This window comes from Flavobacterium sp. GNP008 (assembly GCF_056428965.1).
Window position 1 is genome coordinate 182,609 of record NZ_JBWJVL010000004.1, and the last position, 18,904, is coordinate 201,512.

The 18,904-nt window shown below is 31.2% G+C and carries 19 protein-coding genes; 9 read left to right on the forward strand and 10 right to left on the reverse strand.

Annotated features, from left to right (window positions below; genetic code table 11):
• A complete protein-coding gene (locus AC0608_RS12730) occupies positions 1 to 1,065 on the forward strand; it encodes a glycosyltransferase family 9 protein (RefSeq protein ID WP_478289318.1) in 1,065 nt (354 codons plus the stop codon).
• Positions 1,066 to 1,096: 31 nt separating this feature from the next.
• The gene (locus AC0608_RS12735) at positions 1,097 to 1,885 is read left to right on the forward strand and encodes a glycosyltransferase family 2 protein (RefSeq protein WP_478289319.1); all 789 of its coding nucleotides are present in this window, start codon (positions 1,097 to 1,099) and stop codon (positions 1,883 to 1,885) included.
• On the opposite strand, the gene AC0608_RS12740 is transcribed toward AC0608_RS12735, so the two are convergent.
• Positions 1,871 to 2,632 (reverse strand): lipopolysaccharide kinase InaA family protein, encoded by a 762-nt coding sequence (locus AC0608_RS12740; protein WP_478289320.1) that lies wholly within the window; start codon positions 2,630 to 2,632, stop codon positions 1,871 to 1,873. The genes AC0608_RS12735 and AC0608_RS12740 overlap by 15 nt on opposite strands.
• A 212-nt stretch (positions 2,633 to 2,844) precedes the next feature.
• Between AC0608_RS12740 and AC0608_RS12745 the strand changes: the two genes are divergently transcribed.
• Entirely contained in the window at positions 2,845 to 3,954 is a 1,110-nt protein-coding gene (locus AC0608_RS12745; protein ID WP_478289321.1) for a glycosyltransferase family 4 protein, read from the forward strand.
• 124 nt (positions 3,955 to 4,078) lie between these two features.
• Here AC0608_RS12745 and AC0608_RS12750 read toward each other — a convergent pair whose 3' ends face one another.
• The 3 genes from AC0608_RS12750 to AC0608_RS12760 form a co-directional block, all read right to left on the reverse strand.
• The gene (locus AC0608_RS12750; protein ID WP_417959546.1) at positions 4,079 to 4,891 is read right to left on the reverse strand and encodes a polysaccharide deacetylase family protein; all 813 of its coding nucleotides are present in this window, start codon (positions 4,889 to 4,891) and stop codon (positions 4,079 to 4,081) included.
• 16 nt (positions 4,892 to 4,907) lie between these two features.
• Positions 4,908 to 6,020 (reverse strand): glycosyltransferase, encoded by a 1,113-nt coding sequence (locus AC0608_RS12755; protein ID WP_417959545.1) that lies wholly within the window; start codon positions 6,018 to 6,020, stop codon positions 4,908 to 4,910.
• A 93-nt stretch (positions 6,021 to 6,113) separates the two neighbouring features.
• On the reverse strand, positions 6,114 to 7,076 hold the full coding sequence (locus AC0608_RS12760; RefSeq protein ID WP_478289322.1) for a WaaS/CpsH family glycosyltransferase: 963 nt from the start codon (positions 7,074 to 7,076) through the stop codon (positions 6,114 to 6,116).
• Between the two features lie 439 nt (positions 7,077 to 7,515).
• On the opposite strand from AC0608_RS12760, the gene AC0608_RS12765 reads away from it, so the two are divergent.
• From AC0608_RS12765 to AC0608_RS12785, 5 genes are all read left to right on the forward strand, one after another.
• Complete coding sequence (locus tag AC0608_RS12765) at positions 7,516 to 8,082, forward strand: L-threonylcarbamoyladenylate synthase (protein ID WP_417959543.1); 567 nt, start codon at positions 7,516 to 7,518, stop codon at positions 8,080 to 8,082.
• 53 nt (positions 8,083 to 8,135) lie between these two features.
• On the forward strand, positions 8,136 to 9,569 hold the full coding sequence (locus AC0608_RS12770; protein ID WP_478289323.1) for a CCA tRNA nucleotidyltransferase: 1,434 nt from the start codon (positions 8,136 to 8,138) through the stop codon (positions 9,567 to 9,569).
• 51 nt (positions 9,570 to 9,620) lie between these two features.
• Positions 9,621 to 10,643 carry a COX15/CtaA family protein gene (locus AC0608_RS12775; protein WP_478289324.1) on the forward strand — a complete coding sequence of 341 codons (1,023 nt, stop codon included), beginning with the start codon at positions 9,621 to 9,623 and terminating at the stop codon, positions 10,641 to 10,643.
• Positions 10,644 to 10,706: 63 nt separating this feature from the next.
• Positions 10,707 to 11,480, forward strand: a complete 774-nt coding sequence (locus AC0608_RS12780; RefSeq protein WP_478289325.1) for a CDP-alcohol phosphatidyltransferase family protein — start codon at positions 10,707 to 10,709, stop codon at positions 11,478 to 11,480.
• A gap of 226 nt (positions 11,481 to 11,706) precedes the next feature.
• Positions 11,707 to 11,889, forward strand: coding sequence for a CsbD family protein (locus AC0608_RS12785; RefSeq protein ID WP_417959537.1), 183 nt, complete (start codon positions 11,707 to 11,709; stop codon positions 11,887 to 11,889).
• Between the two features lie 107 nt (positions 11,890 to 11,996).
• Here the strand turns inward: AC0608_RS12785 and AC0608_RS12790 are convergent, their stop codons facing one another.
• The 6 genes from AC0608_RS12790 to AC0608_RS12815 form a co-directional block, all read right to left on the reverse strand.
• Entirely contained in the window at positions 11,997 to 12,764 is a 768-nt protein-coding gene (locus tag AC0608_RS12790) for a LytR/AlgR family response regulator transcription factor (RefSeq protein WP_478289326.1), read from the reverse strand.
• A gap of 60 nt (positions 12,765 to 12,824) precedes the next feature.
• A complete protein-coding gene (locus tag AC0608_RS12795; RefSeq protein ID WP_478289327.1) occupies positions 12,825 to 13,160 on the reverse strand; it encodes a 2TM domain-containing protein in 336 nt (111 codons plus the stop codon).
• 58 nt (positions 13,161 to 13,218) lie between these two features.
• Complete coding sequence (locus AC0608_RS12800; protein WP_478289328.1) at positions 13,219 to 13,524, reverse strand: 2TM domain-containing protein; 306 nt, start codon at positions 13,522 to 13,524, stop codon at positions 13,219 to 13,221.
• Between the two features lie 41 nt (positions 13,525 to 13,565).
• Positions 13,566 to 14,900: a histidine kinase gene (locus AC0608_RS12805; RefSeq protein ID WP_478289329.1), complete on the reverse strand. Its 1,335-nt coding sequence runs from the start codon at positions 14,898 to 14,900 to the stop codon at positions 13,566 to 13,568.
• Between the two features lie 66 nt (positions 14,901 to 14,966).
• On the reverse strand, positions 14,967 to 15,587 hold the full coding sequence (locus AC0608_RS12810) for a hypothetical protein (protein ID WP_478289330.1): 621 nt from the start codon (positions 15,585 to 15,587) through the stop codon (positions 14,967 to 14,969).
• Between the two features lie 190 nt (positions 15,588 to 15,777).
• A complete protein-coding gene (locus tag AC0608_RS12815; RefSeq protein ID WP_478289331.1) occupies positions 15,778 to 17,982 on the reverse strand; it encodes a TonB-dependent receptor in 2,205 nt (734 codons plus the stop codon).
• A gap of 187 nt (positions 17,983 to 18,169) precedes the next feature.
• Here AC0608_RS12815 and AC0608_RS12820 point away from each other — a divergent pair, with 187 nt between their 5' ends.
• The gene (locus AC0608_RS12820) at positions 18,170 to 18,628 is read left to right on the forward strand and encodes a YciI family protein (protein ID WP_478289332.1); all 459 of its coding nucleotides are present in this window, start codon (positions 18,170 to 18,172) and stop codon (positions 18,626 to 18,628) included.
• The last annotated feature ends 276 nt before the right edge of the window (positions 18,629 to 18,904 follow it).

Below are 18,904 nucleotides of genomic sequence, written 5' to 3' on the forward strand. Positions count from 1 at the left end.
ATGAAAATACTTGTAATTCAACAAAAAATGATTGGTGATGTTTTAGTAAGCTCCATTTTATGCGATAATTTACGCAAAGCGTATCCAAAAGCACAAATTGATTATATGGTATACGAATCAACAATTGCTGTTTTACAAGGAAATACCAGTTTCGATAATCTTATCCTTTTTAAAGAAAAACATCAAAAAAGCAAATGGGAATATTTCAAATTATTAAAATCTATTCGTGCAGAAAAATATGATGTTGTCATTGACGCTTATTCAAAATTAGAAAGTTGGTTAGTGGTATTATTTTCTGGTGCCAAACAAAAAATATCGTACTGGAAAAAAGGGAGAGACTTTCTTTATACGGATACTGTCATTAGAAAAAAAACGCCCATTACGAATTTAGGATTAATAATCGAACAACGATTAGCATTGCTAAATCCTTTACATCTGGATATTGAATTAGAAACATTTCCCAAGATTTATGTTACAAAAGAAGAGAATGATTTTGCGGCTTCTCTTTTTGACTCTCATGTAATAGACCCGTCTAAAAAAACAGTTATGGTCAGTCTCATTGGGAGCAGTTCTGATAAAACCTATCCACTGGAATACATGTCTCAATTAGTCGATTTCATTGCAGATAAGGATGATGTGAATATTCTTTTTAATTATTTTCCAAAGCAAATTGAAGATGCAAAAAAAATCTACAATAGATGTAAAGAAAGTACGAGACAAAAAATTTATTTTTCCGTTTTAGGGAAAAATATCCGAGAATTTATTGCTATAATGAATCATTGTGATATGATAATTGGCAACGATGGCGGGGCAATAAATATGGCAAAAGCATTAGAAAAACCCTCTTTTATTGTTTTTTCCCCTTGGATTGACAAAAAAGGTTGGGCCACATTTGAAGATGGAATTAATCATGTTTCGCAGCATTTACAAGAGTTTAGACCTGATTTATTTGAAGGTAAAACGGCTAAAACAGTAAAAAAAGATACTGTTTTATTTTATAAGGAGTTCACTCCCGAATTAATTTTTCCTTCTTTGCATACTTTCTTGGAAACACATTTAGAATAATGCTCTATTTTTGTAAAACATTCAAAAATTAATGGAATTCAATCACAATACTAACATTTCAGTTTTAATAATTACATTAAACGAGGAGAGTCAAATGAAAGCGCTTTTGGCTGATTTGGATTTTGCTGACGAAATTATTGTTGTAGATTCATTCAGCACAGATGGAACTGAGGGTATTTGTAAAGCATTCGATAACGTAAAATTCATTCAAAATAAGTTTGAAAATTATTCTTTACAAAGAAATTTTGCAATTGCTCAAGCAAAAAATGACTGGATTTTGTTTCTCGATGCCGATGAAAGATTGACTCCTGAATTAAAAAAGGAAATTGTAGATACTGTACATAATAATGCGAACTACGCCGCTTTTCTATTTCGAAGAACTTTTATGTTTAAAAATAAAGTTTTGCATTTCAGCGGAAATCAAAATGATAAAATATACCGCCTTTTTCATAAAAAACATGCGGAATACACTACCGATAAACTCGTACATGAAAAATTAATAGTAAATGGAAACATAAGTGTTTTAAAAAATAGACTCATTCATTATTCGTATATGAATTACCAAGCATATCATTCAAAAACAATTCGTTACGGAAAACTTAAAGCTCAAGAGATGTTCATTAAGAAACAAAATTCTTCTTTTTTACTACATCTTTTACATCCAATTTATAATTTTTTATTTAATTTTATTGTTCGGTTAGGCTTTTTAGACGGAGAAAAGGGGGTGATTATTTGTTATTTAAATGCTTATTCGATTCACATTCGCTATCAAGAATTAGGACAACTTTGGAAAAGAAAACTACAGTTACCTCCAAAATAATAATTTCTTTTTACGAGCAATTTTTTTATGAAATTTTGACTGAAAATCATTGGTATAAAAGCACATTTTATTGAATATCTCATCGTATTTCTTATCGTACAATTTTGCATACTCATCACTCATTATAGCTAACATTTCAATTTTTGGCGTAAGCCGATGAAAATTTTTCATACGACAATCAAAATCCATTACATGATGAAAATTCATTCGGTTTAAATCTACCAAATAGAAATTATATTTACCTTCCAATCGCTTTTGTATCAATGTATTTCCTGGAGAATGATCTAAAAACTCAATTCCTTTTTGATGTAAATCAAATGTAAATTGAGTAAACTGACGCAAGATATTCTCATGGTCTGGGTAGTCCGGATTTTGTACTAGTTCTCTAAAAGTCAATTCGGCCGGAAGGTGTTCACTAATGTAAAAACTATTTTCCAGTCCTAAAACTTTAAAATTTTCAGCATAAGCAATGGGTTGAGGCGTTCCTATACCGTTTGTTATTAATGTATTTGCATACTCGAAAGAACGTCTGGCTTTAGATTTTCTGAAATATTTATAGGCGACTTGATTAATAAGATTAGGGATTTTAAACGATTTGATATTAATGGTTTTACTTTCTAAATCGAAGAGTTTTATCTTATTTCTTTGACCATCACCAAATAATATTCCATCCGTATCAAAATTATTGATACAGCTGCTGATTTGGTTCTCAATAGATTTAAAAGAAGGGGCAAAAATATATTTCATAAAAGGGACAATAGAATGACAAAAGTAAGTATTGAATTCAAGACTTAAAATATTTAATGTAATTTTACCTAAAATTATGCCTAAATCATGCTGTATTGTTGCATAAATGAGAAAGTAAAGGAAGATTGAATTAAATAAATGTTAGAATTACGAACGAACTTTCTAATAAAAACCAAAAATTAGTAAACAAATTTAAACAATAAAATCAATACATGACCATTCTACATATATCTGCAGTAAAAAGTTGGGGCGGTGGTGAAAACCATATTGAAACCTTATGTTATGAATTGAAACAATCCAATCCTGAAATAAAAAATATTGTCTTATGTGTTGAAAACACTCTTTTTCACGAACGTTTAAATAAAACCCAAATCGAATTTCAAACTGCACCTTTAGCTTATAATATAGATCTCCGCTTTTCATTGAAAATCATTAATTTATGTAAAACTAAAAAAGTTGATATTATTCACATTCATGATCCGTCTGCAATTGCGTTGACTATTATTGCGGATAAATTTGCTAATTTACCTCCTTTTCTTTTTAGTAAGAAAACGTCATTCCCAATAAAAAATAAAAAACTTACACTTTATAAATACAACTATTCTAAAATAAAAAAATATTTATGTGTTTCAGACGAGACCAGAAGAATTACTTTACAGTCAATTAAAGATCGAGATAAGGTAATTACAGTTTACCAAGGCACGTCTGTTACCAATAAAAGCACTGCGACAGATTTTTTATTACGCGAGAAATTTGCTATTGATGCCTCTAAAAAAATAGTAGGAACAATAGGAAATCACATTAGGGCTAAAAATCTTGAGACACTTATAGAAACAGTTAATATAATTGTGAATGTAAAAAAAAGAACAGATATAATATTTGTGCAAATTGGCTCTTTTACGGAGCGCACGGAAGATTTATTAACAAAAATTAAAGAATTAAAATTGGAAAACTACATCCATTTTTTAGGATATGTACCAAGTGCTTCTAACTTCATCCCACAATTTGATGCATTATTAATGACCTCACAAAGCGAAGGCATACCCGAAGTAATATTTGAAAGTTTTTATCATAAAAAACCTGTAATAAGTACTAATGTAGGAGGAATTCCTGAAATTATTCAAGAAGGCATTAACGGTCTTTTAACTCCAAAAGAAGATTTTGAGATGCTATCAGAAAAAATAATTTATTTGTTTAACAATAAAGAGCTTGAGAGAAAATTTGTAACCCTTTCCTACGAAAAATTAATTTCAAGTTATACCGCTTCAGTAATGGCTCAAAAAACTTTAAAAGAATATCAAGCTATTTTAAGTGGGAATTAGCCCAAAATACATCAAGGTTCGCTATGCTATTAAAACCGACATAACCCTCTATACAACTAATATTTAAGTAATTGATTTAATGCTACGAATTGTGAGAATCTGGATTTCATGAAATTTCTACTATCTAAAATAATTTTGTGCGTCCAAAAATAATTTTCTTTTTAAAATCTTTCATCGAATCTCTACCTCTAATATCGATACGTTGAACTTCATACCTGTTTATTAAAGGAAAAATATTGATTCTGTTTCCTATTCTTAGGGCATATTTAATGCCTGCGTTTTTTAATACATCAAAAAACAGTTTTTGATTGACTCCTTTTTTCCTATAATATCCACCGTAAGTATATGCCAAAGCAGGAAAAACATTTAAATTTTCCCTTGTTATTATTTCTTTACACTGCTCAAGATCTTTTTCAATTTCATCCAAAGTCAAATCAGCGTAATTATCATGTTTAAATGTATGATACCCCAACTCAATGTGAGTCCCAATTTCTAATAATTGTTGTTTATTCATCAACTTCATATTCTCATTGACATACTGACCGTTCCAGTCTACATCTTGCCCTATTCTACCCAAAACCATAAAGCAAACTGCTTTAAAATTGTAGTGTTTTAATAAAGGAAATAAAACTGTATAATTATCTAAAAAACCATCGTCAAATGTAAGGATAACGGTTTTTGGAGCTAAATTCTGTTTTTTATTTTGTAGGTCATCAAGATCTGACATCCAAAGTGTCGTGTAATTATTATTTTTTAAATACTCAAATTGTTCTATTATTTTCTCTTTACTAATGGTAATCTGGTCCTCAAAACCATTTGTAGAGATAGAATGGTATTCTAAAATTCTAACTTTTTTTGAAGGAGAATAAAACAATTTAAATTGAGAATTTATAAAAATTAAAAAAATAAATAAAAACAGACATAATATGGAAATCATAATATAAAAAATTTGACTAAATTAAATTAATAAAAATTGCTTCATTCAAAACATCTAAAAATTTAGTGCCTATTATTAAGCGTGTGGAAGTAGCCATCAAAAAATCAAAGCCATTTTTGATAAATTTATCCTGCATAGTATTGTCGTTTATTAGAATCTCAACTTTATTGGCAAAATCAATCGGATTGCCCGTTTCTGCTAATAAACCGGTCTCATTATGAATTAAAACGGTTGGGATTCCACCAGCTTTTGAAGCTACAACTGGAACTTTACAGGCATAACTTTCGAGAATAACCCCTCCTGTCGCTTCAGAATTTGAGGTAAATAAAAACAAATCAAATTCAGGAAGGCATTTATTAATATCATTTCTAAAACCCGCAAAAATAATTTCATTCTCTAATCCTTTAGATTTAACATAGTCTTTAATCTCTAGTTCTAAAGACCCTTCACCTATTAAAATATATTTTGCTTTAAGACCCCTACGGTGCAATTCTTCTACTGTATTTACCCAAGTATAATGGTCTTTAACTTTGCAAAATGCAGAGATATTTCCAATTATTTTATAATCTAATGGTATATTGAATTCTCTGTGCAGAAATCCATTTTTTTTATTGTTAATAAACCGATCTGTATCAACCACACTTCCAATGACTGTCATGGAGTCATGATTTTTTATAGAAGGTTTAAGTATCTCAACTACTGAATCGGATACACATATGATTTTTTTTATCCCTTTATAATTGTACTTGTATTTTCTAAAAAAATTAGTTCCAATATCTTTAATTAACGTTCTGCATAAAATTAAAGGAACTTTTAATCCAAAAAAAATAGATGATAACACACTAATAGTATGCGCTTTACTATTATGCATGATTATCAAATCGGCACCATAATCGACTACATTTTTTTTAAATTTCTTAGCTAATTTAAGGTCATATTCTGATTTAAAATTGATTGTCTGTACATGCAATTTCCTTTCCGTGGCAATCCTAAAAATCTCAGAATCCCCTGTACACAGAATCAATTGATTTTGAACAAATTTATTATCTCTAAATGATTCATAAATATCTATTATCATTTGTTCATGGCCTCGCCAAACTTTTGAAGTTGTAAAATGTATTACTCTCATTTAACATTATTTTAACGGTAAATGTAGTCCAAACATTATTTTGAAAGATTAAGAATCGCTTAAGAAGCACTTAAGAATTTCAAAAGGCTCATTTTATTCTAAATTTAATTTAAAAACCTCTAAAATCCAGCTTGATAATTTATATTTATTAATAATTTCATCCTGAATTTTAGTATAATCCGTTTCAAAAAAATCAAGTGGTATTTCATAATTTTCCTCAGAAATTACAAAAATATTATTCTTATTATAAAAATCATACGTAATAACATCCTCATTATTAGTAATTATTTTTTTCTCGTAACCTAAGGCTTCAAAAATACGAAAGCTCAACCCGTATTGATTTTCCTTCTGAATGTCTACCAAAACTAAACTGTTTGCAATTAATTTTTTAACCTCACTAATGGGTAAGTATTCAGTAATAATTTCTATGTTTTTATGGTTAAATCTTTTATCTTTTTTAACTACAAACTTGAAAGTAATAGAGTTTTCAGCTAAATAATTGGCTATCTTTTCTAAAAAAGGGAATCTTCTATCAAATGAAGAAATATTAAAAACTTTATTGACAATACCATTATTTTGAATATTATCATCATAAATATAATTTGTCAAAAATTGAAAATTATACTTCTCAACATCTTTTTTATCATAACTGTAAACCGTATCAAAAAATGACAATGTCTTTTTTTGATCTTTAAAATTTTCAATACCATCAAATAAAAAACAGGTCATTTGAATTGCATTGTCCCTTAATACGAACAAAGTCTTTCGTTGCAATTTATCAGGTCTAATAACTAAAATTTGATCAAATAAATCCCCGTTTTGAATTACTTGTCTTATGTAATTTGTCTTATTACCTTCTTTTAAACTAGGAAGGCTCATCAGTTTCATGAAAAAATTAAGAAGTCTCGAAAAAAAATTTTTATAAGAAAAAGGAATCGCATCAATATTAACGTAAGTCAAATCAACAGTATGGGCCGCCTTAAGTTTAGCAACTAAAAAGTCAATATAGCCAAATGAATGGGTGGTTATTATTGCTATGCGTTTAGGTTTTATCATTATATAAATTATTTTGAGCTATTTATTTTTTACAAAAATAGAATCTTAATTAAACATAATATAGATAAACTTTTAACTTTATTTACCTAACCACAATTTTAGCCTAGGCCTTTGATCAAAGTGAAGCTTATAGAAAAACAAGCCCTTATCCAATTATAATCATACTAAAACAATTTTTCAAATTAAGCTAAATCGCTTTTCTGGTAATAATTCATAAAAAACGTATAGTTTTGCAAATTCAAAATCCTTTAATTTAAAATTAAAATGAGAATTGCAGCCTGTGTAATATTATATAATCCTAAAGAAAAAGATTTAGAAAATTAGTTCTCGATTCAAATCAACCAGCAATCTGACGACATAAATTCTAAAAAAACATTTTTAATTGTATCCTGATTTTTTTAGATTCATATAAATATCTTTGCCATATTAAAACAACAAAATGGACATCAACCAAGAAATACACAATGCTTACGACGTCATAAAAGAAGGCGGCATAATTCTTTACCCTACTGACACAGTCTGGGGAATTGGCTGTGACGCTACAAATCCTGAGGCGGTCGCTAAAATATACAAACTCAAACAACGAGCCGAAACCCAAAGCATGCTTGTTTTGATGAATGGCGAAAAAATGATGTACAATGTCTTCAAGGATATCCCAGAAGTAGCCTGGCAGATTATGGATTTATCTGAAAATCCGACAACAATAATCCTTGATAAACCCAGAAATGTGGCTCTAAATTTAGTTTCTCCAGATAACTCTCTTGGAATTCGTATCGTGAAAGAACCATTTTGCTTTAAATTGTTGGAAAAGATGAAAAAACCGTTGGTTTCAACCTCAGCAAATATCTCCGGTCAACCTACTCCAAAAAGTTTCAAAGAAATCAGTCCTGAAATTATAAAAGGCGTAGACTATGTTGTAAATTTGCATCGCGAAAAAATTGCCGGAAAACCATCTACAATTATAAAATTGACGAACGATTCCCAGGTAAAAGTGATTCGCAAATAGTTAGCAGGATTCAGTTTTTAGTTTAGCAACTATAAACTTTAAACATTTTTAAAATGAGCATCAAAACTTCCTATAAAGAAGCCTTAAACAATAAAATTTTCGAAGTCATTTCGCAAGCTTCCCAAGAACTTAACATTGATAGTTATGTAATTGGTGGTTTTGTTAGAGATTTGATTTTGAATAGAGATTTTAAAAAAGACATTGATATTGTTGCCGTTGGCAGCGGAATCGAACTGGCTTTGAAAGTCTCTCAATTACTTCCTAAAAAACCAAAAGTTCAAGTTTTCAAAACGTATGGAACAGCGATGTTGCGTTTTGAAGATACTGAAATTGAATTTGTAGGTGCTCGAAAAGAATCCTATAATCTTGATAGTCGCAATCCTGTCGTAGAGAACGGAACGCTAGAGGATGATCAAAACCGTCGTGATTTTACTATAAACGCTTTGGCTTTATCATTAAACGCAAAAAACTTTGGCGAATTATCAGATCCTTTTAACGGTCTGGAAGATTTAAAAAACAAAACAATCAAAACCCCTTTGGATCCGGATATTACTTTTTCTGATGATCCTTTACGAATGTTAAGAGGCATTCGTTTTGCAAACCAATTGGGTTTTGAAATTGAGGAGCACTCTTTGAACTCTATTACAAAAAATGCGTCACGAATTAAAATTATATCCGGGGAACGCATTGTTGACGAATTGAATAAAATCCTTTCTACAGATAAGCCCTCCATTGGATTTTTGCTATTGTTCAAAACGGGCCTTTTGGATATTATCCTTCCGGAACTGACCGCTTTGAATCAAGTGGAAGAAATAGAAGGGCACACGCACAAAAATAATTTTTATCACACCTTGGAAGTTCTCGATAACATTTGTCCCAATACAGATGATGTTTGGCTACGCTGGTCTGCGTTATTACATGACATTGGAAAAGCACCAACGAAACGTTTTAACAAAAAACAAGGATGGACATTTCATGGACATGAATTTCTGGGCGGTAAAATGGCAAAAAAAATATTTGAGCGTTTGCACATGCCATTGAACCAGAAAATGAAGTTTGTACAAAAGATGGTCATGATGAGTTCCCGCCCCATTGTTCTATCACAAGACACCGTTACGGACTCCGCAGTACGCCGTTTAGTTTTTGACGCCGGTGAAGATGTCGAAAATCTAATGACATTATGTGAAGCCGACATTACTACCAAAAACCCTAATAAATTCAAAAAATACCATCATAATTTTGAAATCGTCCGTAAAAAAATTGTAGAAGTAGAAGAACGCGATCATGTTCGTAATTTTCAACCCCCAATTTCAGGAGAGGAAATCATGCAACTATTTAATTTGAAGCCATCCAAGGAAATTGGTATGCTAAAAGAGGCCATCAAGGAAGCGATACTTGAGGGAGAAATACAGAATGAGTACCAACCGGCTTATGAATTTATGTTAAAAAGAGCTAAAAAATTAGGATTAAAGATTAACGCTTGTTGAATTAACAATTCATTTCATTTCAAATATCTTTGCAAAAATTAATCTCAAATAATGAAAAAGGAAAATAATTACGTTATCATTTGGTTATTATCAGGGTGCATATTATTGTTTATGATGGTGGTAGTGGGAGGAATTACGAGATTGACCAATTCTGGTTTATCAATGACAGACTGGCATTTAGTTACAGATACTTTCCCTCCATTGACAGCCGAAAAATGGTCGAAGGCATTTGAAGAATATAAAAAATTTCCAGAGTATCAAAAAATAAATATCCATAATGACTTTACCCTAAGCGATTATAAATTTATTTATTTCTGGGAATGGTTTCATCGTTTTATAGGAAGAATAATAGGATTAGCGTTTATTGTGCCTTTCCTTTATTTTTTGATTAAAAAAAGACTTTCAAATGAGACCATTAAGAAATGTGTAGTTCTTTTGTTGATGGGAGGTTTCCAAGGTTTTTTGGGCTGGTTTATGGTACGAAGTGGTTTAATTAACAACCCTGATGTAAGCCATTTCAGATTGGCATTGCACTTAACATTTGCTTTCATAACATTTGCATATACCCTTTGGGTAGCTTTGGATCTACTCTATCCAAATAAATCAATTGTTATAGTTCAACTGCGAAATCTTGCGCGTGTTGCATTACTGTTTTTGATTATTCAAATTATATACGGTGGGTTTGTTGCCGGTTTAAATGCCGGATTACTTCACAATCATTGGCCGTTGATGAGTGATGGACAATTTATTCACGAAAGTGTTTTTATAGAAAAAAATTCACTATTTCTAAATCTTATTGAAGGAAAAAGCGGTGTGCAATTTGTACATAGAACCATGGCTTACGTAGTCGTAGGACTTATAGTTGCTTTGTATATCAAAAGTAAAAAACAGGTGCTTTCCTCACTACAAAGAAAAGGAATCAACAGTTTAGTAATTCTTGTTTTTCTACAATTTACTTTAGGCGTCTTCACTTTGCTTTATGGTGTTCCGCTATGGTTGGGGCTGGCACATCAAATAGTGGCCTTCTTTTTACTCACTGCAATGACGTTTACTTTACACCGATTATCGAAATAAAATTATAATATCTATAAAATAATACCAGACTATATTGTCGCATTCCTTTGTTTATAACCTTAAATGTCTAAACTTGCAGCTCAAGATAAATTTTTAGATCTATCCGATTACGGTAGAATCTTTGGGAAATTTCTCGCCAATCAATTAAAAAACACCCGCTTCACACCCATACATGTCACCCTCCTTTTTGGGCTTTCTGGTCTAATCGCTATTTATTACATTCTAGAAGGATCTTATTTTTTAGCTGGATTTTTCATTATTCTTAAATCGGGAATTGATGCTGCAGATGGTGAATTGGCACGATTAAAAAAGACCCCTTCCTACACCGGAAGATACCTAGATAGCGTGTTCGATATCATACTAAATTTTCTCTTTCTAATGGCAATTTGTTATGTTTCAAAAACTACAATTTGGCTTACAATTTTGGCGTTTATTGGCATCCAATTGCAAGGTACTTTATACAATTATTACTATGTAATTTTAAGAACTAAATCAATTGGCGGAGATAAAACAAGCAAAATTTTTGAGCACAAATCGCCAAGAGCTTTGCCAGGGGAGACCCAAAAATCTGTCGATATTTTGTTTCTAATTTACACCATTGTATATGGGACCTTTGACAAAATAATTCACTATCTCGACAAGGATGCCTATAAAGTTAAAACGTTTCCCAACTGGTTTATGACCTTGCTTTCAATTTACGGTTTAGGCTTTCAATTACTCATTATCGCTGTAATGCTTCCCCTGAATTTAATTGAATCTATTATTCCGTTCTTTATCGTTTATACCGCACTTATTTTCGTGATAATAAGCATTCGAAAAGTACTATTTAAGGTGTAAATTGGCCATAGATATAATCTATACTTAATTTATAAATAATTTATTACCAATACTTTACAAATAGAAACCTATCATATTACTTTAATTAAAAATAATTCTTATTTTTTTGATTAAAACAGTAAATCATTGGAATTATGCAATTATTTTCTGAAATAATATAACAAAATACTGGTCTAAAATTTCCAAATTTGTATAAGAACAAATAGTAATTTAAACTTAAAATGTTATGCCAAATTCAAAAGAGATTGAAGGAAACTGGAATGAGTTAAAAGGAAAACTGAAACAAAAGTATGCCGATTTGACCGATGACGATTTGTTGTATGAAGAAGGAAAAGAAGATGAAATGTGGGGTAGATTACAACAAAAATTAGGTAAAACCCAAAAGGAAATTAAATCACTATTTGATTAATTTTACTTCCTAAATGCAATGAGCTGTTTCAATTACAAGAGCTAAAAAAAATCTTTGTTAAGGATGTATTTACCTTGTATTTGAAACAGTTTTTTTAGATCTAAAAATCACCCAATCCAAGTTTTAAATTCGGTGACTTTTTCCCTGCTTACAATCACTTCCTCTTCTTTAAAAGAAGGCAAAATAACCTTTAATCTGGAGTTACTATACAAGACTATTTCTTTGATTGCTTTCATTGGAATTATAAATTTTCGGCTGGTTCGAAAGAAATCCGCAGGATCTAATTCCTGCTCCAAAAGCTCCAAAGTACATTCGATTAAATAATTTCTATTGTCAAATGTATGCAGGTAGGTTCCTTTATTTTCACTAAAAAAACATTCGATTTCATCAATCGAAATTACTTTCAAATACTGTCCTATTTTAACTGTAAACCGTTTTTTATAATTTCTTTCAAATGGATTGGTCAGCATTTTTTTAATTTGCTCCAAATCGATTCCAAAGCCTTGAGGCATTAATTCTTGTTTTGGCAGCAGCGTTTTGAATTTGGCAACGGCAATTTGAAGGTCATCCTCATCAATAGGTTTCAAAAGATAATCAATACTATTCAATTTGAAAGCACGAAGCGCGTATTCGTCGTAAGCAGTTGTAAAAATCACGGCACTCTTAATAGTCACTTTTTCAAATATCTCAAACGACAATCCGTCCGATAATTGAATGTCCAGAAAAATCAAATCTGGATGTTCATTATTAGAGAACCAAGCAATGGCTTCCTCTACGGAATGAAGCATCACTCCTACTGTCAGATTTAGCTTTTCGAGTTTACGTTGCAGCAAACGAGCGGCTGGCTTTTCATCTTCTATTATTATTGTCGTCATATACTATTGAATCGTTTATCCAGTTGTTGCGTTAACTAAAACTATAACTAAATACTTGTTTTACTCCCATTTCTCACTTTTTTCTTTTTTCATTAACTCTTGGATTTTTTTTTCTTCCCAATTTTTTCCAAAAAACATATTTCTCCCAAAAATGGATAATCCATGAGCCGCTAATCCTATTCCCCAAAAGAAAGCAGTAAAGAAATTTTCTATTTTGAAATAGCTTTCTCCTTTATTTAAATCTCTAATATTGAGGAATACAATCATTATATTTATGATTACGTACACCATTAAATGGATGTAAAATCCTTTTAACCGCTTCACTTCCCGCTCAGCTGCTGCGTATTTATCTTCAGGTTGATATCCTTCAAACTCCGTTTTATAGTTCCTTTTCATTTTATCAATATTTCTTATTAAAATTAATCCATTCGCATTTGAATTTAAAAAAACAGTCTTAATGCCAAGTTTCGTTACGTTTATTTTCTTTATCCATAAATTCTCTAATTTTTTGTTCTTCCCAGTCCTTGCCAAAAAAAGGGGTATAATTAAAGGTTTTCATTCCGTGAAAAACAACTCCAATTCCCCAGCTTAACAACGGCCAGAAAAACCATAAATGCTCTGGCGAGGTAACAATGTTTATCACAAATAAAACAATATTTACCAGTACATAAGACGTTAGATTGCCATAAAATCCTTTTATTTCCTCCACTTGTTTTTTGGCCTTGAAATAACGTTCTTCATTTTGATATGTATTTTCCATAATTTTACTTTATTTTTAAATGTTCATATCCTTAAATAATACTAATTCCAGTTTTGTTTATGCTCTTCTTTTCGCAGAATTTCTTGAATTTTTCTTTCCTCCCAATTGGAACTGTATCCAAAAACTTTGAAAGCATGCATAATCACTCCAAATCCCCATCCGGCAGCTGAAAACCAAAACCATTGAAATTGAGGTGAAAAAGTTAAATTAATATACACTAAAAGCGGAATCACACAACAGTAAGAAATCAGGTTTCCATAAAATCCTTTTAATTCTTCCACTCTTTTTTTGGCTCTGTAATACGCATTGTTTTCGTTATAATTTGCAGTAGTTTCCATAACGGTAATTTGTTTAGTTAAAATAGGTATTTTGACAGTAAATACTTGCTGGTTTTGAACTATTAATACTTTTCGTTTTGTAATAATCCCATAACGATTAATAATATTTTGTAGTCCCACGCCCTGACGATCCTGCAACACTTCTTTCTTTTGATAATCGTTTTGAACAGCTAAATAATCTCCCTCTACATATATTCTAATGTGTAATGGTCTTTGTTCGCTAACTACATTATGTTTTACTGTATTCTCCAATAAAAGTTGAAGCGAAAGTGGAACTACTTTGGCATCCGGATTTATGTACGTTGATGGCATTTCATAAAACAAGCTATTCTCAAAACGCATTTTCAGTAGGTTCATGTAGGTTTTGGCGAATGCCAATTCTTCTTCAACAGAAACTAATTCTTTATCTTTTTGCTCCAATACATATCTGTAAATTTTAGACAAGGACGTTGTAAATCGTTGTGCATTGTCTGGATTTTCTTCGATCAAAGAACTTAAAACATTCAAACTATTGAATAGAAAATGGGGGTCTATTTGATTCTTAAGACTTTCGAACTTAGCATTGGCAGTTCCCGCAATAATTTTCTGTTCTTTGACTTTATTTTCATTGTAGGCTTTATAAAAATGCAATGCATGAAACCCCAACAGAACGATAAAAGTAATAATTGATGATTCTACATAATTCGAAGGAGTTTCTTTTGCTAAAAAAACGGCTACTGCATTTTTCTCTACAACTACTTTCAAAAAAAATCGCAACAAAAAAATAACAAATAGAGATATAAAAAAAGAACTGGCAAACCCAATAACTATTCGGGTTGATGAATAAATATTGTTTTTAAATCTTTGATCTAAAAATTGAAACAACCCAGCATTAACAATATACAATGCAACACTGTAAAGCATGCAATATAAAAAATATTTATATAAATTGGGACTAAAAACTTCCGTACCCACAGTGATAAATTCAATTAGAAAGGACACTAAAAAAATTACAACTCCAATAAATAAAGCTTTCAGTAAATGTGGTTTTAGGTACATTATTTTATTGTTTTCAATCGTTACATTTAAATATTTTATTTTCTAAAAAGGACAATTCCTATCGGTTTATTTACAATTTTTCTTTGCCAATAAGGCTCTGTCTAAACCCCATTTTGGCGAAAAAGGTGTTTCCGGTTTAAAAGTAGCAAAAAGTCCAATAGCTTTTTCAATTTGAGCACACATTGGTTTGGTATCAGTCCCCCAAAATTTAGCGCCACCAATTTCAAACTCCGCTTTACCAAAAACAACTCTAGGATTCTCTGGGGCCATTGCTTGTGCTTTTCCATACAACTCCATAACCGTTCCGGATAATTTTTGTCCGTTAGTCATAGGGTCAAATGCAATCCAGGCAGTATGAATCATAGCTTGCATTACTAACAGCTCGGCATTGTTTGGATTTTTATCCATTTCTTTATCCAACGATTTTTGTGCTTTTGTCAATAACAAATTCATTTGATCTTTATCTTTAGTTCTAAAAGCTGTAGTTGTATTCACCAGTGCCACATAATAATTAGGCAACCAGCTTGTTTTTTCAGCAGTGGCAATTCTTTCAAACATATCAGAGGCTTCGGTGTTTTTTCCTTCTCCCCAAAGCTGAAACGCTTTTCCCATTCCTTGCTCGAATTTTCCTTGAGCGGATAATAAACTACAGATAAAAAATGCGATTGTGATACTAATTTTGGTCATGATTTCTTGGTTTTAAATGGTTGTGAATTTGATGATTGAAACGATTTATAATTTACACTTCAAAAGTATCGTGCTTTTTATTAATTTAAAATATAAAAACACTGAACTGTAGAATTTTAGGTATGAATTGTTATAAAGTTGAAAGTTTTTTGTAAACAAGGACTTTATACCTTTGACTTTATGACTCTCTTTAAAGATTCCTCAACTGATTGTCTTTTTTATCGTTGCTTATGGTCCAAAAGAATCCTACAAAGAAGAAACGATCGGCCGTAGGAATGATTTCCTTCCTTTTGTAAAACCCTCTATTATCCGGATTGTTGGCATACTCATAGCCAAATACATTTTGAGTACCCAAAATATTGGAAACAGAGAAGTATACAATTTTTTGTTGTGATAATAAGTACGCCCAATTGAAACTCAAACTATTGTAGGACTTCGTTTTTCCATTCATAAATTTTTTTTCGTTGGGATTGTTGTAAGGTCGCCCTGAACTGTATGAATTTGTAAAACCAATTTGTGATTTCCAATCATTTATCCAGTATTTTGTTACAATAGACAAGCTGTGATCCGCAACAAAACTGGGGGTTACCTGAGAACTAAAATTTTTATACACTCTTTCAGTATCGATGTACGAATAGGAAACCCAATATTCTAAATTTTTAATGGATTTTCCGTCTCTCCAAAACAAATCCAATCCTTTGGCGTAACCATAACCGGCATTGTCGTAAACCGAATTATACAACGCTCTTTCCGTATCGAATGTAATTAAATTACTGTAGTTTTTATAATACGTTTCCGCACGAAACGTTTTCCCGTTTTTATTGTATTGAAAATTCAAAATATAATGTGAAGCCCTTTCGCTTTCAAACTGATGACTGTTCGAGTATTTTATATATTCCGCACTGGGAGTTTGCGTAAAATCACCATACGCAAAGGAGAACTGACTATTTTTAGCCATTTTATATGCTAATGAAATTCGAGGAGAAACAGCTGTTTCATTCAGCAAATCAGTATTAGAGACTCTCAATCCTATTTTTGCAGCCCATTTTTTAGAGAAAAAAACATCAGCTTCTGTGTAAATAGCACCTATGTTAGCATTATAACCATTGGTAAAAACAGAACCTGAATTTTCCTGAAAATCTTCATTGAATTGGGTTACAAAATAATCAGCTCCAAAAGAGAGTTTCAAGCGGTCTGAAAAACTTTTCCTTAATTTTAATTTCAAATGGGCGGCATTTTCATCATTTGCCACTTTATCCGAATCCAGATTTATTATGTTGTTGCTATAGCCATAACTCAACCCAGACGTAATTTGCCAATTATCACCAAAAGTACCTTTGTAAGAAGAATTTAAATAAAAATTATTGTTGTTTAAATCCACTCTAATTTTTTGTGGCGAATTGATGTTTTCCTGATTGATATCAAACTTAGAACTATCAAAAGCAGCATATACTTTTAAAATTCCATTATTGAAATTATAGCGATACACCGTTTCTCCAGACAAAGATTGAAACGGACTGTTCCAATCCACATTTTGTGGAATCAAAGCTTGGTAAGGCGCTAAATTAATGTAATTGGCATTAACACTTAAAGAACTTTTCTTCCATTTTTGGGTATTACCAATACCTAAACCTACGGTCATCAATGCGATTTCTGTTTTATCCTGATCAGGGTTGTCCTGAGTATTCAACAACAAAACACTAGATAGTGCTTCTCCATATTCCGCTGAATAGCCGCCTGTAGAAAATGATATTCCGCTGAATAAAAACGGAGAAAACCGTCCTCGTGTAGGCAAATTATTCGCAGCCGCTCCATAGGGTTGCGCCACTCGAATTCCATCAACAAAAGTTTGTGTTTCATTGGCCTCGCCACCACGTACAAACAATCGTCCGTCCTCACCAACTGTTTGTGTTCCTGGCAAAGTTTGCAAAGCAGCAATAATATTTCCAGCCGAACCCGCTGTAGTTACAATATCTAAAGGTTTTAATACTGAAACTCTGGCTTTATCACCCGCTTCAAATGTTCCTGCAGTAATCACAACCGCATCCAGTGATGTTACACTCGCTCTTAACTTAATTGTTTTATTTTGAAAATTGGTCACATCGATACTTATTTTTGAAGTTTCATAAATAAGAAAGCTCACTATCAAAGTTTGATTCCCAGTTGTTGTAGTTGTAAAACTAAAATTACCTGCTTCAGTACTGGAAGCACCATCGTAAGTCCCTTCAATAAAGACATTTGCCCCCGTAACCGGCATTCCTTTCTCGTCTACCACTTTCCCAGAAACTGTACTTTGTGAAAAAATAGTGGTGCTAAATAGTAAAATACCCAATATGAAAATTGATTTAAGACAAGTATTCAAATAATTTGATTTGTATATGAATTTTGGTTTCATGATGTTTGATTTTGATAAAGCAAATATCTGCTACAAAAATAAGAACTAAAAAAAGTTATTGCTGAACTGTTGAAATTATCAGATGAGTCGTTTTTTTTAATAAAAAGTGATTCGCTGCCAATTTTTAATTTCTATTCCTTTTTATAAATGAAAAACTTAAATTTGTTTTCAACCTAATTTTAATAAAATGAAAAAATCAATCTTTTTACTCATACTGGTTTGCAGTAGTACCGTATTATTTTCTCAGAAAATCCCATCAAACTATGATGGAAAACTAGCCAAAATTTTGAATGCAGATGAATACGGAATGAAAAAATATGTTTTTTGTTTATTAAAAACAGGAAGTAACACCACTGCAAGTAAAGAAGAAACTCAAAAACTATTTGAAGGACACATGGCTAATATCAATAAATTAGCACTGGAAGGAAAGCTGGTTGTTGCGGGTCCTTTTATGAAAAATGATAGAAATTACAGGGGTATTTATATTTTTAATGCCAGTAGTATTGACGAAGCAAAACAATTTGTAGCCACTGATCCCGCGGTGCAATCGAATCTGCTTGAAGCAGAACTAACGCTTTGGTACGGAAGTGCAGCTTTACAGGAAACTCTAAAAATTCATGATAAAATTGCCAAAACTAAAATCTAATTTCATAATATTGAAAAATTAGAAGCTATTTGTAAATCAAATGAAGTTGTAACCGAAAACATAAAACGGAAAAATGATTTGTGTTTTGTGTTTTGTGTTTTGTGTTGGAGAAAAAAGATTTTTTATTATTGGATTGAACCAATCCATTACTTTAACCGTGATTAAAATTTTGGACGAAAAATTTGAAGAAATAAGCAATTGAAAAGGTTTTAAACCTGTACCAAATACTGCATACAAATGGATTTTGTCCAACAATAGTAATCAAATAACTATAAA

Excerpts from the sequence above, each read along its gene's own strand:
- AC0608_RS12745 (WP_478289321.1), top strand. The coding sequence starts at position 2,845 with ATGACCATTCTACATATATCTGCAGTAAAAAGTTGGGGCGGTGGTGAA.
- AC0608_RS12780 (WP_478289325.1), top strand. The coding sequence starts at position 10,707 with ATGTCTAAACTTGCAGCTCAAGATAAATTTTTAGATCTATCCGATTAC.
- AC0608_RS12785 (WP_417959537.1), top strand. The coding sequence starts at position 11,707 with ATGCCAAATTCAAAAGAGATTGAAGGAAACTGGAATGAGTTAAAAGGA.
- AC0608_RS12730 (WP_478289318.1), top strand. The coding sequence starts at position 1 with ATGAAAATACTTGTAATTCAACAAAAAATGATTGGTGATGTTTTAGTA.
- AC0608_RS12765 (WP_417959543.1), top strand. The coding sequence starts at position 7,516 with ATGGACATCAACCAAGAAATACACAATGCTTACGACGTCATAAAAGAA.
- AC0608_RS12775 (WP_478289324.1), top strand. The coding sequence starts at position 9,621 with ATGAAAAAGGAAAATAATTACGTTATCATTTGGTTATTATCAGGGTGC.
- AC0608_RS12800 (WP_478289328.1), bottom strand. The coding sequence starts at position 13,524 with ATGGAAAATACATATCAAAATGAAGAACGTTATTTCAAGGCCAAAAAA.
- AC0608_RS12750 (WP_417959546.1), bottom strand. The coding sequence starts at position 4,891 with ATGATTTCCATATTATGTCTGTTTTTATTTATTTTTTTAATTTTTATA.
- AC0608_RS12820 (WP_478289332.1), top strand. The coding sequence starts at position 18,170 with ATGAAAAAATCAATCTTTTTACTCATACTGGTTTGCAGTAGTACCGTA.
- AC0608_RS12810 (WP_478289330.1), bottom strand. The coding sequence starts at position 15,587 with ATGACCAAAATTAGTATCACAATCGCATTTTTTATCTGTAGTTTATTA.
- AC0608_RS12790 (WP_478289326.1), bottom strand. The coding sequence starts at position 12,764 with ATGACGACAATAATAATAGAAGATGAAAAGCCAGCCGCTCGTTTGCTG.
- AC0608_RS12755 (WP_417959545.1), bottom strand. The coding sequence starts at position 6,020 with ATGAGAGTAATACATTTTACAACTTCAAAAGTTTGGCGAGGCCATGAA.
- AC0608_RS12815 (WP_478289331.1), bottom strand. The coding sequence starts at position 17,982 with ATGAAACCAAAATTCATATACAAATCAAATTATTTGAATACTTGTCTT.
- AC0608_RS12795 (WP_478289327.1), bottom strand. The coding sequence starts at position 13,160 with ATGAAAAGGAACTATAAAACGGAGTTTGAAGGATATCAACCTGAAGAT.
- AC0608_RS12740 (WP_478289320.1), bottom strand. The coding sequence starts at position 2,632 with ATGAAATATATTTTTGCCCCTTCTTTTAAATCTATTGAGAACCAAATC.
- AC0608_RS12805 (WP_478289329.1), bottom strand. The coding sequence starts at position 14,900 with ATGTACCTAAAACCACATTTACTGAAAGCTTTATTTATTGGAGTTGTA.
- AC0608_RS12770 (WP_478289323.1), top strand. The coding sequence starts at position 8,136 with ATGAGCATCAAAACTTCCTATAAAGAAGCCTTAAACAATAAAATTTTC.
- AC0608_RS12760 (WP_478289322.1), bottom strand. The coding sequence starts at position 7,076 with ATGATAAAACCTAAACGCATAGCAATAATAACCACCCATTCATTTGGC.
- AC0608_RS12735 (WP_478289319.1), top strand. The coding sequence starts at position 1,097 with ATGGAATTCAATCACAATACTAACATTTCAGTTTTAATAATTACATTA.